Raw genomic sequence first — 14,041 nt, 5'->3', positions numbered from 1 at the left:
GCGAGTAGCCAATTGTGTTCTTGCTGTGGTTATAAAAATAAGGAAGTCAAGAATCTAAGCCTTAGAGAGTGGACTTGCCCTGAATGCAATAGCCATCATGATAGAGATGTAAACGCAAGTATAAACTTACTAAAATTAGCCATGTAATTGGTATTTTCTTTAGGGGTAGGTACTACCCTTATAGCTTGGTAAATATAGATAGCTAATAAACGTATCTACTTCCCAAGAAGCTCCCACTTCAAACAGTCCGTAAGGACGTTAAGTGGTGAGTAGTTCACTCCTTTCGACATTAAAACTTACATAACGGAGGTATAACATGACAAACACAAAGGACATGCACTATATACTCGTCCTATACGGCATTCTTTTAGGCTCTATAGTAGGAGCTACAGTCTGGCTATTTTTAGTTACAATAAATATCGGCATTCACTTTATTTGGGGATACTTACCTACTATTTTCGCTTCTCCCCCGTATTACACTATTTGTGTAACAACTATCGGTGGTATTCTCGTTGGTTTAACTCAAAAATACTTCGGCACATATCCACGTCTTATGCCTGAAGTGATGGGTGAATATAAAAAAACAGGTAGAATTGAATACCGTTTTGTACATAAAGCTACTTTAACTGCGATTATCGTTTTAATCTTTGGAGCTAGCTTAGGTCCCGAAGCAGCGCTTGTTGGAATTATTGGTGGACTTTGTACATGGGTAGGGGATCGCTTTACATTCGCCTTAAAGGGAATGAATGAACTAACAGAGATTGGAATTGGTGCTACTTTAAGTGTAATTTTTAACGCGCCGCTATTCGGTTATTTAGCTCCAAATGAAAATGAGGGTGACCAAATTAACGAATTTTCTAAAGGAAAAAAAGCAATTGTATATTTAGCTACTACTTTCGCTGGTTTTTCCGTTTATTTATTACTTAGTAAATTCGATAATCGCGGATCCTTTATCGTTGATTTCGGAGAAGGTTCTCTTTCTCTTAATGAATGGATTGCCTTTCTTCCACTTGCTAGTATTGGTGCTATAGTTGGATTCTTTTATTTCAAATTAGAGTTCACATTAGAGAAATTAATTCATCCCTTAAAAGAATACAAACTATCACTTGGTATTATCGGTGGTATTTTATTAGGAATTACAGGAACCTTTCTCCCGTACACATTATTCTCAGGAGAACATCAATTAAAAGATTTAGTTGTGGAATGGAGCCATTTATCCTTCTGGGTACTACTTCTTTCAGGGATTTTAAAATTATGTATTACTGCCGTTTGTTTAAATACAGGTTGGCGCGGCGGACATATTTTCCCAATCATATTTGCTGGATCTAGTATCGGATATGCTATAGCCTCCATTATCCCGATAGATCCAATCGCTTCGGTAGCCATCGTCACAACAGCAATTTCAAGCTATGCATTAAGAAAACCAATTGCTATAACATTACTACTACTCATGTTTTTCCCGCTCAATTTACTATTACCGATGCTTGGAGCTGCAGCGATCGGTAATGCATTTCCACTTCCTAAAAACAACGAAGCTATAAACGAATAAAAATAGGCAGTAGGGACAAAAGTTCCACTGCCTATTTTTATTACACACGTTGCTTCAATAATGCGTATAACTCTTCAAAATTTTGCACTTCATATGTTGGCACAATCTCGCTATTATTTGATTTCTTTTCTGGATTAAACCAACAAGTATCAATTCCCGCTACATATCCACCCTTAATATCCGCACTTAACGAATCCCCAATAATGAGCCCCTTTTCAGGAACAAAATTAGGAATTTGTTCAAAAACATAATCAAAATACTCTTTCATCGGCTTTTGGAATCCTGTATCCTCAGAAACGAAAATATCTTGAAACAAGGCATGTAATCCTGCATTACGTAAACGTTTATCTTGCGTCTGAGAAATACCGTTTGTCACAATATATAAATCATACTCACTTTGAATTTGACTTATAAATTCAAATGCGCCTTGCATGAGCTGATTTCCTTCTTCTAAGTAGCTACGATAATTATTTTCGAATAATATCCCATCTATCTCTTCCCCATATTCTTTCAACAAAATTGAAAATCGTGTATTTACGACTTCATCACGATTTATTTCCCCTTCTTCAAAAGCCTCCCAAAGACGTTTATTAATTTTTTTATAGTGCGCTTCAACCTCTCTAGTTAGAGGGATCCCGTTCTCTTCAAACAGCATACGTAACGCCACTTTCTCCGCCTTCTGAAAATCTAACAATGTATCATCTACATCAAATAAAAGTGTTTTATATTTTTTCATAAGCCCTCACACTCTCTTTTCTACAAAAAATTCATATAAATCGTATCATTCTTTCTTGTAAACATAATAGGAGATATCTCATACTAAAAATGAGGTGAAAATATGAAAGTCAGCAAAAATAGCGAAGAAATCTCTCATCACATGCAAACTTCCAACTTCCATACTCTTTTTTCTTTTAATGTCTTACCGTATGCTGAACTACATTCCTTTCAAAAGAAAGAAAGGATATGTACTGAAGGAGTTGATGTTCCTTATCTTTATTACTTAATTTCCGGGCAGGCGAAAATATATATGAGTCATAAAAATGGAAGGGTCTCCTTAATTAACTTTATTCAAGCACCTTCGTTCATTGGGGAATTAGGGTTAATTGGCGTAGAATCCGTTACGAAAACGGTGGAAGTGATTGAAGATTGTATGTGCTTAGCACTCCCTCTTAAAGATTGTCGGCATCTTTTGTTGCAAGATGCTACCTTTCTACAGAAATTATGTAAATTTATCGGTGAAAAAACAATTAGCCGAACAGAAAGTTATGCCAAAAATAATAGTTATCCGTTCGAAAATCGATTAGCGGCGTTTATTCTATTAACAGAACAAAATAACAGTTATACAGAAAAACATACCGAGGCTTCGGAATACTTAAATGTCAGCTATCGCCATCTTTTATACGTATTAAACCAGTTTTGCCAGCAAAATTACTTAAAAAAAGACGGAAGAACCTATTACATACAAGATCGAATTCAATTAGAAAAACTTGCTGATGAACTTAAAATATAAAAAAAGTAGCATTAACGTTTACCTGTTAATGCTACTTTTTTCGAGTGACGATTCTATTTTCAATTAAAACTTGCTTGCTACTTTAGCTGCTTCTTCAAGACCAGCTGTAATGATCTCTTCTGCTTTATCTGGGAATTGGTTATGTCCTTCAATAACTACTGTTTCCATATTTGTTGCACCGAAGAAGCCCATCATGCTTGCTACATATTTAACAGCCATTTCTACTTCAGCTGCTGGACCTTCAGAATATACGCCGCCGCGCGCGTTTAATAATGCAATCTTCTTATCTCCAATTAGACCAACTGGACCTTCTGGCGTATATTTAAACGTTTTGCCAGCTCGGTTTAAATAATCAATATATGTGTGTAGCACTGCTGGAATCGTTAAGTTCCATAATGGGAAACCGAAAACGACTTTATCAGCTTCTAAAAATTGATTTAAATACTTATCAGCAACTGCTACTGCTGTTGCTTCCTCTTCAGTTAAATCAAATCCTTTACCTGCTTTGAATGTACCATTAATCATATCTACGCCTACATATGGTAATTCTTCTTTATATAAATCAAGTTCTACTACTGTATCATTTGGATGTGCTTCTTTATAGTTTGCTAAAAATGCCTCGTATAATTTCACACTAACTGCTTGTTCCGCTGGGCGGTTGTTTGCTTTTACAAATAAAACTGTTGCCATTGTTTTTCCTCCTAGTACTCACTCTTCTGTTGTTATATGCTTTCAAAAAAGGTATCCCTTGTAATTGTTGTTTTGTTGCTTACAAACATATTTTATCTTTATATCAAGACAATTTCGTCCTCACATAGACGTATTTTTCCATAAAAAAAGTCCACCTTCTAAAGGCGAACTAGGTCTTACGACTTTTGTCTTATACAATTCCATTTTTCACTGCATATAATGCTGCTTGCGTGCGATCAGATAAGTTCAACTTACTCAAAATACTACTTACATGAGCTTTTACCGTTTTTTCTGTAATAACTAAAACAGAAGCGATCTCTTTATTGCTCATCCCTTTCGCTAATAGCTGTAACACTTCATTTTCTCTCGCCGTTAGCACATCCACTTGAATAGAAGGTTCTTCTTCCTTATCTTCCACAGGTAATGTTTGAGAGAGAAGAGTATTTGCTATATCCGGATGTAATTGAATATTACCTTTATATGCGCTTCGAATAGCTTCCACAAGCTGATCCGGTTCTACATCTTTTAAAATATACCCACTTGCCCCCGCCCTTAACGCTGGTAAAACATGCGCCTGATCAGAAAAGCTAGTTAATACAATTACTTTCACATTTGGATATTCTTTTTTGATACACGCCGTCGCCTCAACGCCATCCATCTCGGGCATATATAGATCCATTAGTACAACATCTGGATTCGTCTCCCCTACTTTCACTAACGCCTCTTTCCCATTATTTGCTTCTCCAACTAACGCTAAATCTTCCTGTGTACTTAAGAAAAATGCTAATCCTTTTAAAACGACTGTATGGTCATCAACTAACAATACTTTTATTTTCACAAACTTCCCTCATTTTCACATCATAATGGTACGTTTACTTTTACACTTGTTCTTTTCTTATCACTTACAATTTTAATTGTTCCACCGACTAATTCTACTCTTTCGCGCATCGTAGTCATACCGAGTGATCTCTTCTCTTTTATATCCTTTTCTACAAAGCCGTTTCCTTGATCGACTATTTCTAATGATACATTCTTCTCCGTCACTTTGAAATAAATCGCCACTTCTCTGACATTCGCATGTTTACTTACGTTATTTAAAGCTTCTTGTCCAATTCGCCATAGTGCTTCCTCTACTACGCGCGGTAAATCACGAACACCTGTAACTTGTTCCCGAATTTTCAGCCCCAAGTTTTCACCGTACTGCTTTAAAGCTGGTAATAGGCCTTTTTCTAATCCCGCCGGACGAAGTTGCCAAATTAATGTTCTCATTTCCTTTAAAGCTCCTTGCGCTAGTTCACGCATCTCATGCAAAGATTGATCTACCTTTTCATTTTGACTTTTTAAAACTGCCTCAGCGCCTTTTGTCATAAAGGTTAACGAAAATAGCTTTTGTGAAACGGAGTCATGTAAATCCCTTGCTAACCGATTTCTTTCTTCCATTCGTACAAGTTCACGTCGTTGCTCATTTAACCTTAAATTTTCTATCACGAAAGAAATATGGTTTGTTATTACTTGAAGTACATCTATCGTATTCACATCAAATTCACCATTATTTGAACTAACACATAAAACACCAAATATATGACTTTGAATCTGTATTGGTGTAGCGATAACTGTCCTATTAGAGGCTATCTTATGACTGATTTGATGGTTTAATAAAATAGGTTCACCTTTTTCTAACGCTTCTTTCGCTGCTTCTTTTATATCCTCTGGCAATTCTTCCTCGCAATAAGATGCCCGCAATGATAATTCTTTCTCTTCCCTAATAAAGAATGAGACTTGATTCCAGTGAAACACTTCACCTAATTGATTTACAACTTTTTCAGGCAATAGATTAAATTGATGAATCGTCCTTAAAACTTGAATGAACCGTTCTAATTTCACATAATAATGCGCTCTTCGCTTTTCATTTTCATATAACTTTGCTCGTTTTAAAGCCGTTCCAATTTGGAAAGCAACTGATTGAAGCAATACTAATTCTTCTTCTGAAAAATGTGTTTTACCTGGGCTTGCCACATTTAACAAACCAAATTTTTCTCCTCCAGCTTTTAAAGGAACCGTAGCATGATGAAGAATCCCTTCCGCATCCCCCCAATTATATTCAATTGCATTGTTAATTCTTTTACATTCAATAATATTAACAGCTCGCTCTAATTTTCCATCCACAAAACCACGTAAACACCAACATTCACCTTCACACATCGGGCGTTTGTTTTCATATGTAAGTGCCTCTGGTAACTGGTAATCGATTAATTTTGTATATCTCCCATTTTCATCCGCAAGAAAAATCCATCCTGTCGTTAAACCTGTTACACTAAGTAATTTTTCTAACACTGCTTGCAATACATGATATGTATCATTTGAAGTATTTAGCGTTTCTGCAATTTCTTTTAATATAACTAATTCATTTGTACGATTATCTCGAAACATACCTAATCTCCTACATACAAGATTTTAAATCGCCCCTAAAGTAAATCATCTACTTTTCACTTTGTACTTATTCGTAACATTGATATAATGGTGAAAACATAGTTTTCATTATATCACTTGAGGGGGATTTCATAATGACATTAAATAAAGCACTTACTATCGCTGGTTCTGACACAAGTGGCGGTGCTGGTATACAAGCAGATTTAAAAACATTCCAAGAACTTGGTGTATACGGAATGACATCTCTTACGACAATCGTAACGATGGATCCACATAACAGTTGGGCACATAACGTATTCCCAATCCCAGCTTCTACATTAAAACCACAATTAGAAACGACAATTGAAGGTGTTGGAGTAGATGCTTTAAAAACAGGTATGCTTGGATCAGTAGAAATTATTGAAATGGTTGCTGAAACAATCGAAAAACATAATTTCAAAAATGTAGTAGTTGACCCTGTTATGGTATGTAAAGGTGCTGATGAAGCATTACATCCTGAAACGAACGATTGCTTACGTGACGTTCTTGTTCCAAAAGCATTAGTTGTAACACCAAACTTATTTGAAGCTTACCAATTAAGTGGCGTAAAGATTAATTCTCTTGAAGACATGAAAGAAGCAGCAAAAAAAATCCACGCTTTAGGTGCGAAATACGTCCTAATTAAAGGCGGTAGCAAGCTTGGTACGGAAACTGCAATCGACGTCCTATATGATGGAGAAACATTCGATCTTCTAGAATCAGAAAAAATTGATACGACAAATACACACGGCGCAGGTTGTACATATTCTGCTGCAATTACAGCAGAACTTGCAAAAGGAAAAACTGTGAAAGAAGCAGTAAAAACTGCTAAAGAATTTATCACAGCTGCTATCCGTTATTCATTCAAGATCAACGAATACGTAGGCCCAACACATCACGGTGCATATCGTAAATTCGTTGCATCAAAAGAACTTGTCTAACATATAAATGAAAACACCCACAGAGTTTATATATTTCCTCTCTGTGGGTGTTTTTTTATAAGCTCTTCTGGTCATCTTACCTTTAAGATGCAGAACTAACCTGATTTCTACCATTTCTTTTGGAGTAATATAATGCATCATCAGCAGCTTGAATAAATAGCTCTGGTGATTCTTCATACACTGAAATTCCTACTGAAACTGTAATTTTTATTTTTGTTCCATTTAGCAATTGAAATGGATGGTTTTCAACAGCCGTACGAACTTGTTCCCCCATACGCATTCCATAAGCTAATCCTTTCTGCGGTATCAAAAGTGCGAACTCTTCCCCACCCTTTCGAAAAGCCAAATCTGGAAACATTGAAACTTCTCGTAAAATATGCCCCATTTGTTTTAATACTTCATCTCCCGCAGGATGCCCATACGTATCATTTACACACTTAAAGTGATCAATATCTATAAGTAGTAAACAAAGTGAATCATTTTTCATGCGCTTATTACCAATATGACGATTCATCTCTAAATCAAACTGTCTTACATTTCCTAAACCTGTCAATGCATCTATCGTTGCGTATTGCTTCATCGTTTGAAATAACTCATTGGATTGCAATACATAATTTGCGCTTATAAATGTGATATATGCTGCAACACCACTACAAACTAAATATAATGCTACTATAGACATATCCTTAAATAAAATAGAAAGTGGCACCGCTAAAATAGATAAACTATATACATTAAACCAGATCCACCTTTTAAATATAGAAGCTTTCATCCGCCAAATAAAAATAATTCCAAAACCTATCAATACAATTGTATAACAAGCCAATTCAGAGGCTAAAGAGTACTCAGTAAAAAATAATCGGGTAATTAATATAATAGTAACTGTTATACTACTAGCTATCGGACCTCCAATTATAATTGCCAAAATAACAGCTAAATAACGTAGATCCAACATAATATCTTCAATATGTACACCAAAATGCATCAACAGTACACTTAATATTCCAGTAAGAATACCTACTACACATTTCTGCCAAAGAGAAAACTCTTCTTTTAACGGCCTATCTCGTAAAAGCTGACCTCCAGCAAAAATAAAGGAAAGAATAATGGTTGTGTTTACAAATAAGTCCCTTAACATAAAATAATCTCCCAACTTTTCTATCTCTCCCTTTCCTTATTTTATTGTATACGAAATACCTATAATTCCCAAAGCTTTTTATTTATTTTTTGCTGTTCCACGTGAAACAGCAAAAAATAAAAAAGGACGAAAATTCGCCCTTTTTATTAACAACACCGTGATATCTTTCCACCCTTTGCATTAAACCTAGCTTCTTGCGCTTCTGCAAAAAATTGTTTTTGACATACAACCTCTTCTTCTGGATGATGCTTTTTCATATGCTCTACATATGTTTCATAACTTGGTACCCCAACCAGTAAACTAATAAAGTGTTTTCTTTGTCCCCATACTTTCCGTAGTCGTTTAAGCATAATAGTTCCTCGACTCACTTTCATCTCTAGAAATATATGGCGCCTCTTTTAGCGGCATCGGCTTATTTCTTAATACTTGAATCCAAATTCGAATTGCAGAAATTAATACAGCGATTACAACTATCATAAAAATCCCGCAAAGTGCTGCATCAATATAATCATTGAAAATAATTTGCTTCATTTGAGCAACATTTTTCGCTGGTGCTAACACTTTCCCCTCATCTAATGCTCCCTGAAACACCTTTGCATGAGATAGAAATCCTATTTTAGGATTTTCATGAAATAGCTTTTGATAACCCGCCGTCATCGTTACAATAAGCAATCCAACAGTTGGAATAAGTGTCACCCAAACATATGCCTTTTTCCCCATTTTGAACAAAATTGTCGTTCCAAGTAATAATGCAATACCTGCTAACATTTGATTTGCGATACCGAAAAGTGGCCATAACGTATTAATTCCACCAAGCGGATCTACCACCCCTTGATATAAGAAATAACCCCACCCTAATACGCATAACGTTGTAGCTATCACATTCGCTAATGTAGAATCCGTTTTCCCAAATGGCTTATATACATGTCCTAAAATATCTTGAATCATAAATCGGCCTACACGTGTTCCAGCATCAATTGTTGTTAAAATGAATAGAGCTTCAAAGAGGATTGCAAAATGATACCAAAAGGCCATCATGGCTGTTCCACCTATTACTTGTGAGAAAATATACGCCATACCTATCGCTAACGTTGGTGCACCACCTGTGCGTGATAAAATCGTTTGCTCTCCAACGTTTACAGCAAGATCTTTTAGTTCATTTGGTGTAATAGCAAATCCCCATGAAGAAATAACTTGAGCTGCCTGCGAGACATCCGTACCGATAAGTGCCGCGGGACTATTAATTGCAAAATAAGTTCCTGGTGTTAATACACAAGCCGCAATCATGGCCATCGCCGCTACAAATGACTCCATTAACATTGCCCCATAACCGATTGGCTGCGCGTGTCCCTCTTGTTCAATCATTTTTGGTGTCGTACCTGATGAAACGAGGGCATGGAATCCAGACACCGCACCACAAGCAATTGTAATAAATAAGAATGGGAATAAGTTTCCAGAGAAAACAGGACCTGTTCCATCGATAAATTTCGAAACTGCTGGCATTTGTAAATCTGGTGCTACAATTAAAATACCAATTGCTAATCCAACAATTGTTCCGACTTTTAAAAATGTGCTTAAATAATCACGTGGTGCTAAAAGCATCCAAACCGGTAAGGCCGATGCGATAAATCCATATACAATAAGCATAATAGCAATCGTCTCACCGCTAAATGTGAACATGCTTGCAAGCGTTGGATGTTCTGCTACATACTGTCCTCCAATAAGAGACAGTATAAGTAGAATAATTCCGATTACTGACCCTTCACCAACCCGGCCAGGTCTAATGTAGCGCATGTACACTCCCATTAAAATAGCGATAGGAATCGTTGCTGCTATTGTAAACATTCCCCAAGGACTTCCGACAAGCGCCTTTACTACTACTAATGCTAATACTGCTAATAAAATAATCATAATGCCTAAAATGCCTATCATTGCAATAAGCCCTGTAACAGGACCGATCTCATCTTTAATCATTTCTCCTAAAGATTTACCATTCCGTCTCATCGAAGCAAATAAAATTACAAAATCTTGTACAGCTCCAGCGACAACTACCCCAACAATAATCCATATTGTCCCTGGTAAATATCCCATTTGCGCTGCCAAAATCGGTCCTACTAAAGGGCCTGCCCCAGCAATTGCTGCAAAATGGTGCCCAAATAATACCCACTTATTTGTTGGAACATAATCTTTTCCATCGTTTAATGTATGGGCTGGCGTTTGCCGATTATTATCTAAACCAAATACCTTTCTCGCTATAAATCTACTATAAAAGCGGTAAGCAACTGCATACACACATACCGCAGCTACTAAGAGCCAAACGGCATTAATAGTTTCACCTTGTGATAAAGCTATTACACCAAAAGCACCTGCGCCTACTGCTGCAATAACTCCCCATAGTAAAATCGACTTCAATGTTTTCACATACAATCCCCCCAATACTATCGCTTAGTGGGATTGTACTAAATTTTCTGAATATTTAATTTGAATCCTCCTTATCATGAAGGATTTTTAGTTTATCATGTTAAAAAATTCGCATTACCTACTATAATTCAATCTTATTTCGAAGTCGTTTCACATAATTACGACTAACTGGAATCGGTTGCTCATCATATTTATCTAGATACAGATTATATGTGCCATTATAATAAGGTTTTAGTTCTTGTACATATGACATATTAATTAAATAACTTTTATGCACACGCAAAAAATCATATGCATTTAGCCTATTTTCCAGCTCTTGAAGTGTATATGTTGAAATATACTGATTATTTGTTGTATAAATTGAAACCGTTTTGTTTTCCTTATTTTTGCTTACATATACAATATCTTCAGGGAAAATATACCGAATTCCCTCTTGACCTTCTATCGGTAGTTTTCGCAAATAACTCTTTGCTTTCTCGCCTTGCTCTTTACACATTCTATATAAAAGGAATTGCAAATCTTCCTCACGAAATGGGCGTAGTAAATAATAGAATGCTTGAAAACGAAATGCCGTAATAGACTCTTCTATATCTTCACCCATAAAAATCAATTTCGTATAACAATTTACTTCCCGTAATAAACTCGCATATTCAAAACCAGTTCCATCTAGTAATTTTGAATTCAAGAAAACAAAATCTGGTGTATGCTTTTTCATAATAAATAAGGATTCTGTTCCCGTATTCGCTTCAAAACATTCTACATTCCTTATATTTTCAGTAAATTTTTCAGCTAAACTTCTTCGCTCTTCTGCTTCTTCCATGATCAGTAAAATTTTCATTTCTTCAACCACCTAATTCTTTTGTCCATATGTCTTGTTGTATACATTCGCTTTTATAAGAAACATTCCCTTTTTCTTACTATACCATTATTTATCTAAAAAAACAGAAAAAAGGAAACCACGACGGTTCCCCTGTCCTTTTATTCCATTATTTGTAGGAAGTAACACTCACTAAATGCGAAGAAATGAGTATTACTTCCCCAAAAACACAATTGGTGCTGGCTAATAATCAGTGGGGAATAAATCCCTCACCGATTAAAGTTTCACCTTATACTAATTCTCGTTGCTTCGTTTCTTGCCCAAGTACAATTACAGCAACTACGCCAATTAAAATTGATCCACAGAAAATCGTAAATATTAGTGATAGTGAAGCCTGTGAAGTAACTAAATATCCTACTAATAGCGGCCCAAGAATACCACCAATACGACCGAATGCTGCTGCCATCCCTGCACCTGTACCACGAATAACCGTTGGATACTGCTCCGGTGTATAAGCATATAATGCACCCCAAGCACCTAAATTAAAGAAGGATAGTAACATGCCTGCTACGATTAATACTGTTAATGACTCCGCCACTCCAAACAAGTAAGCACTACACGCTGTACCAATTAAATACGTAACTAAAACGAACTTACGACCAAGTCGTTCAATAAACCAAGCAGCCGTGAAATATCCTGGCAATTGAGCTAACGTCATAATAAGTACGTACTGGAAACTTTTTATTAAACTAAATCCTTTTAATACCATTACACTAGGTAACCAAAGGAACATCCCATAGTAAGAAAAGACAACAGAAAACCATAGAATCCATAACATAATTGTTGCCTTACGATATTCACCAGACCAAACCAACTTTACATTTTCGATAACAGATGGTCTTTTTTCAGCCTTTTGAAATCTCGGAGAATCCGGTAAATTCCATCTTAAATATAAAGCATATAATGCCGGAACCGCGCTCAATACCATTGCAACTTCCCAACCATATTTCGGAATTACAAAATACGAGATAAGAGCTGCGATTAGCCATCCACCTGCCCAAAAGCTTTCTAATAACACAACTATTTTTCCACGTTCATGTGCTTCAACGCTCTCTGATACTAATGTAGAAGCAACGGGAAGCTCTCCGCCAAGCCCCATACCAATTAAAAATCGTAACACAAGGAACATCGCAAGTGTCGTCGTTAAAGCAGTTAAACCACTACCGATAGAAAATAGTAATAATGTAATAATAAAGACTGATTTCCGCCCTATTTTATCTGATAGTATTCCAAAAACGAGCGCTCCGACTGCCATACCAATTGAATTAATGCTACCTATCCAGCCCATTTCTTGCGTACTTAATCCCCAATCTTTTTGCAATGCTACCATTACAAATGAAAGCATTCCAACATCCATTGCATCAAATAACCATCCAAGCCCTGCTATACCAAGTAGCTTTCGCTTCGAAATTTCCTTCACCTTGCCCACAAGAAGTCCTCCTTACACAGCTGTCTTTACACATCATTTTACATGTGTGAATTGCATAAGTAAAATACTTTCGTGTAAAAAATTCTCCTTCATCATTCCCAAAAAGTAAAATACTTATCCCACTATTTGAGGGCAGTAAGACTCCCACCTCAAAATTCAGCTGAAGCAAAGAGGCTAGATGGAAGATTAACTGCCATTAAACGTCCGATTGATGAAGGTTAACCATCAGTGGTGGATGAGCAAAACCTCATTTTATTAAAAATGACCAAATAAAAAAGTAGCGATATTCCGCTACTTTTTCGAACGCATGACTTCTTTTAAAAATTCCGCTAATACTAACTGACGACGCCAGCGCGTTGGATTACTACACAATCTATAAAACCACTCTAAGTTAATCGCCTGAATCCATTTTGGTGCACGTTTTACCTCTCCAGCCCATACATCTAAACTTCCGCCGACTCCAACAGCCATCTTCGTTTCTAAACGATGCTTATTAGTTTGGATAAAGTTCTCTTGTCTTGGGAAACCAAGCGCGACAAGTAATAAATCTGGTTTTGCTTCTTGAATACGAGAAACGATAGTCTCTTCTTCTTCTTGTTTAAAGTACCCATCTTGTGTACCCACAATAGATACAGCTGAATACGTCTTCGTTAAATGATCTGCTGCAGCTTGTACAACATGCGGTTTTGCACCAAGTAAGAAAACAGATACCGGTTTATTCTCCTCTGATAACTTTGCAAATAGATTACACATTAAATCAAAACCTGCTACACGTTCCTTTACAGGTGTACCTAACATACCACTTGCTTTTACAACTCCAATACCATCAGGTGTAATTAAATCTGTATTTAATAATGTTTTATGGAATATTTCATCCTTTTTTGCACACATAACAATTTCAGGATTCGCTGTTACTACCTGAAAAGTATGAGTTCGCTCCAATTCTAGTTGTCCCTTCAAATATTGGATTGTTTCATCCATTGTCATTGTAGAAAAAGGAACACCTAGAATATCAACCGTTTTTACTTCCATGATTAA

General features: G+C 36.2%; 14 protein-coding genes. 4 read left to right on the top strand and 10 right to left on the bottom strand.

Translation table 11 applies throughout. The features are described from left to right. Together MKO96_RS27930 and MKO96_RS27925 are read left to right on the top strand one after the other, a co-directional pair. The coding region (locus MKO96_RS27930; RefSeq protein WP_240589282.1) for a zinc ribbon domain-containing protein at positions 1 to 147 on the top strand (147 nt) is incomplete at its 5' end. 169 nt (positions 148 to 316) lie between these two features. Further along, positions 317 to 1,549 (top strand): chloride channel protein, encoded by a 1,233-nt coding sequence (locus MKO96_RS27925; RefSeq protein WP_240589281.1) that lies wholly within the window; start codon positions 317 to 319, stop codon positions 1,547 to 1,549. Between the two features lie 40 nt (positions 1,550 to 1,589). Here MKO96_RS27925 and MKO96_RS27920 read toward each other — a convergent pair whose 3' ends face one another. Continuing rightward, positions 1,590 to 2,285, bottom strand: coding sequence for a YjjG family noncanonical pyrimidine nucleotidase (locus MKO96_RS27920; protein ID WP_240589280.1), 696 nt, complete (start codon positions 2,283 to 2,285; stop codon positions 1,590 to 1,592). A gap of 102 nt (positions 2,286 to 2,387) precedes the next feature. Between MKO96_RS27920 and MKO96_RS27915 the strand changes: the two genes are divergently transcribed. Further along, the gene (locus MKO96_RS27915; RefSeq protein ID WP_240589279.1) at positions 2,388 to 3,059 is read left to right on the top strand and encodes a transcriptional regulator YeiL; all 672 of its coding nucleotides are present in this window, start codon (positions 2,388 to 2,390) and stop codon (positions 3,057 to 3,059) included. A 63-nt stretch (positions 3,060 to 3,122) separates the two neighbouring features. On the opposite strand, the gene MKO96_RS27910 is transcribed toward MKO96_RS27915, so the two are convergent. The 3 genes from MKO96_RS27910 to MKO96_RS27900 all read right to left on the bottom strand — a co-directional run bounded on the left by MKO96_RS27910 (position 3,123) and on the right by MKO96_RS27900 (position 6,179). Continuing rightward, entirely contained in the window at positions 3,123 to 3,749 is a 627-nt protein-coding gene (locus MKO96_RS27910; protein ID WP_087983408.1) for an FMN-dependent NADH-azoreductase, read from the bottom strand. 190 nt (positions 3,750 to 3,939) lie between these two features. Next, positions 3,940 to 4,587, bottom strand: a complete 648-nt coding sequence (locus MKO96_RS27905) for a response regulator (RefSeq protein ID WP_240589278.1) — start codon at positions 4,585 to 4,587, stop codon at positions 3,940 to 3,942. Positions 4,588 to 4,607: 20 nt separating this feature from the next. After that, positions 4,608 to 6,179, bottom strand: a complete 1,572-nt coding sequence (locus MKO96_RS27900; protein ID WP_240589277.1) for a GAF domain-containing sensor histidine kinase — start codon at positions 6,177 to 6,179, stop codon at positions 4,608 to 4,610. A gap of 134 nt (positions 6,180 to 6,313) precedes the next feature. Between MKO96_RS27900 and pdxK the strand changes: the two genes are divergently transcribed. Then, entirely contained in the window at positions 6,314 to 7,138 is an 825-nt protein-coding gene (pdxK, locus tag MKO96_RS27895) for a pyridoxine/pyridoxal/pyridoxamine kinase (RefSeq protein ID WP_240589276.1), read from the top strand. A gap of 82 nt (positions 7,139 to 7,220) precedes the next feature. Here pdxK and MKO96_RS27890 read toward each other — a convergent pair whose 3' ends face one another. The 6 genes from MKO96_RS27890 to MKO96_RS27865 all read right to left on the bottom strand — a co-directional run bounded on the left by MKO96_RS27890 (position 7,221) and on the right by MKO96_RS27865 (position 14,035). Continuing rightward, entirely contained in the window at positions 7,221 to 8,276 is a 1,056-nt protein-coding gene (locus MKO96_RS27890; protein WP_240589275.1) for a GGDEF domain-containing protein, read from the bottom strand. Positions 8,277 to 8,422: 146 nt separating this feature from the next. Beyond that, positions 8,423 to 8,626: a YbdD/YjiX family protein gene (locus tag MKO96_RS27885; RefSeq protein ID WP_048560464.1), complete on the bottom strand. Its 204-nt coding sequence runs from the start codon at positions 8,624 to 8,626 to the stop codon at positions 8,423 to 8,425. Then, positions 8,619 to 10,697, bottom strand: a complete 2,079-nt coding sequence (gene cstA / locus MKO96_RS27880) for a carbon starvation protein CstA (protein ID WP_000854302.1) — start codon at positions 10,695 to 10,697, stop codon at positions 8,619 to 8,621. The genes MKO96_RS27885 and cstA overlap by 8 nt, the downstream gene beginning before the upstream one ends. A gap of 121 nt (positions 10,698 to 10,818) precedes the next feature. Further along, positions 10,819 to 11,535 (bottom strand): LytR/AlgR family response regulator transcription factor, encoded by a 717-nt coding sequence (locus MKO96_RS27875; RefSeq protein WP_098273086.1) that lies wholly within the window; start codon positions 11,533 to 11,535, stop codon positions 10,819 to 10,821. 268 nt (positions 11,536 to 11,803) lie between these two features. Then, positions 11,804 to 13,003: an MFS transporter gene (locus tag MKO96_RS27870; protein ID WP_098273085.1), complete on the bottom strand. Its 1,200-nt coding sequence runs from the start codon at positions 13,001 to 13,003 to the stop codon at positions 11,804 to 11,806. A 291-nt stretch (positions 13,004 to 13,294) separates the two neighbouring features. Continuing rightward, the gene (locus MKO96_RS27865) at positions 13,295 to 14,035 is read right to left on the bottom strand and encodes a WecB/TagA/CpsF family glycosyltransferase (protein WP_098273084.1); all 741 of its coding nucleotides are present in this window, start codon (positions 14,033 to 14,035) and stop codon (positions 13,295 to 13,297) included. Positions 14,036 to 14,041 lie beyond the last annotated feature (6 nt).

Source organism: Bacillus sp. ES1-5 (genome assembly GCF_022487605.1).
GTDB lineage: Bacteria > Bacillota > Bacilli > Bacillales > Bacillaceae_G > Bacillus_A > Bacillus_A wiedmannii.
The sequence above is the reverse complement of the archived record's forward strand: the minus strand, read 5'-3'. Positions and strand labels throughout refer to the sequence as shown.

What these genes read in the sequence shown, in the direction of transcription:
- pdxK (WP_240589276.1), top strand. Translation starts at nt 6,314, where the DNA reads ATGACATTAAATAAAGCACTTACTATCGCTGGTTCTGACACAAGTGGC.
- MKO96_RS27920 (WP_240589280.1), bottom strand. Translation starts at nt 2,285, where the DNA reads ATGAAAAAATATAAAACACTTTTATTTGATGTAGATGATACATTGTTA.
- MKO96_RS27910 (WP_087983408.1), bottom strand. Translation starts at nt 3,749, where the DNA reads ATGGCAACAGTTTTATTTGTAAAAGCAAACAACCGCCCAGCGGAACAA.
- MKO96_RS27900 (WP_240589277.1), bottom strand. Translation starts at nt 6,179, where the DNA reads ATGTTTCGAGATAATCGTACAAATGAATTAGTTATATTAAAAGAAATT.
- MKO96_RS27875 (WP_098273086.1), bottom strand. Translation starts at nt 11,535, where the DNA reads ATGAAAATTTTACTGATCATGGAAGAAGCAGAAGAGCGAAGAAGTTTA.
- MKO96_RS27890 (WP_240589275.1), bottom strand. Translation starts at nt 8,276, where the DNA reads ATGTTAAGGGACTTATTTGTAAACACAACCATTATTCTTTCCTTTATT.
- MKO96_RS27915 (WP_240589279.1), top strand. Translation starts at nt 2,388, where the DNA reads ATGAAAGTCAGCAAAAATAGCGAAGAAATCTCTCATCACATGCAAACT.
- MKO96_RS27925 (WP_240589281.1), top strand. Translation starts at nt 317, where the DNA reads ATGACAAACACAAAGGACATGCACTATATACTCGTCCTATACGGCATT.
- MKO96_RS27865 (WP_098273084.1), bottom strand. Translation starts at nt 14,035, where the DNA reads ATGGAAGTAAAAACGGTTGATATTCTAGGTGTTCCTTTTTCTACAATG.
- MKO96_RS27885 (WP_048560464.1), bottom strand. Translation starts at nt 8,626, where the DNA reads ATGCTTAAACGACTACGGAAAGTATGGGGACAAAGAAAACACTTTATT.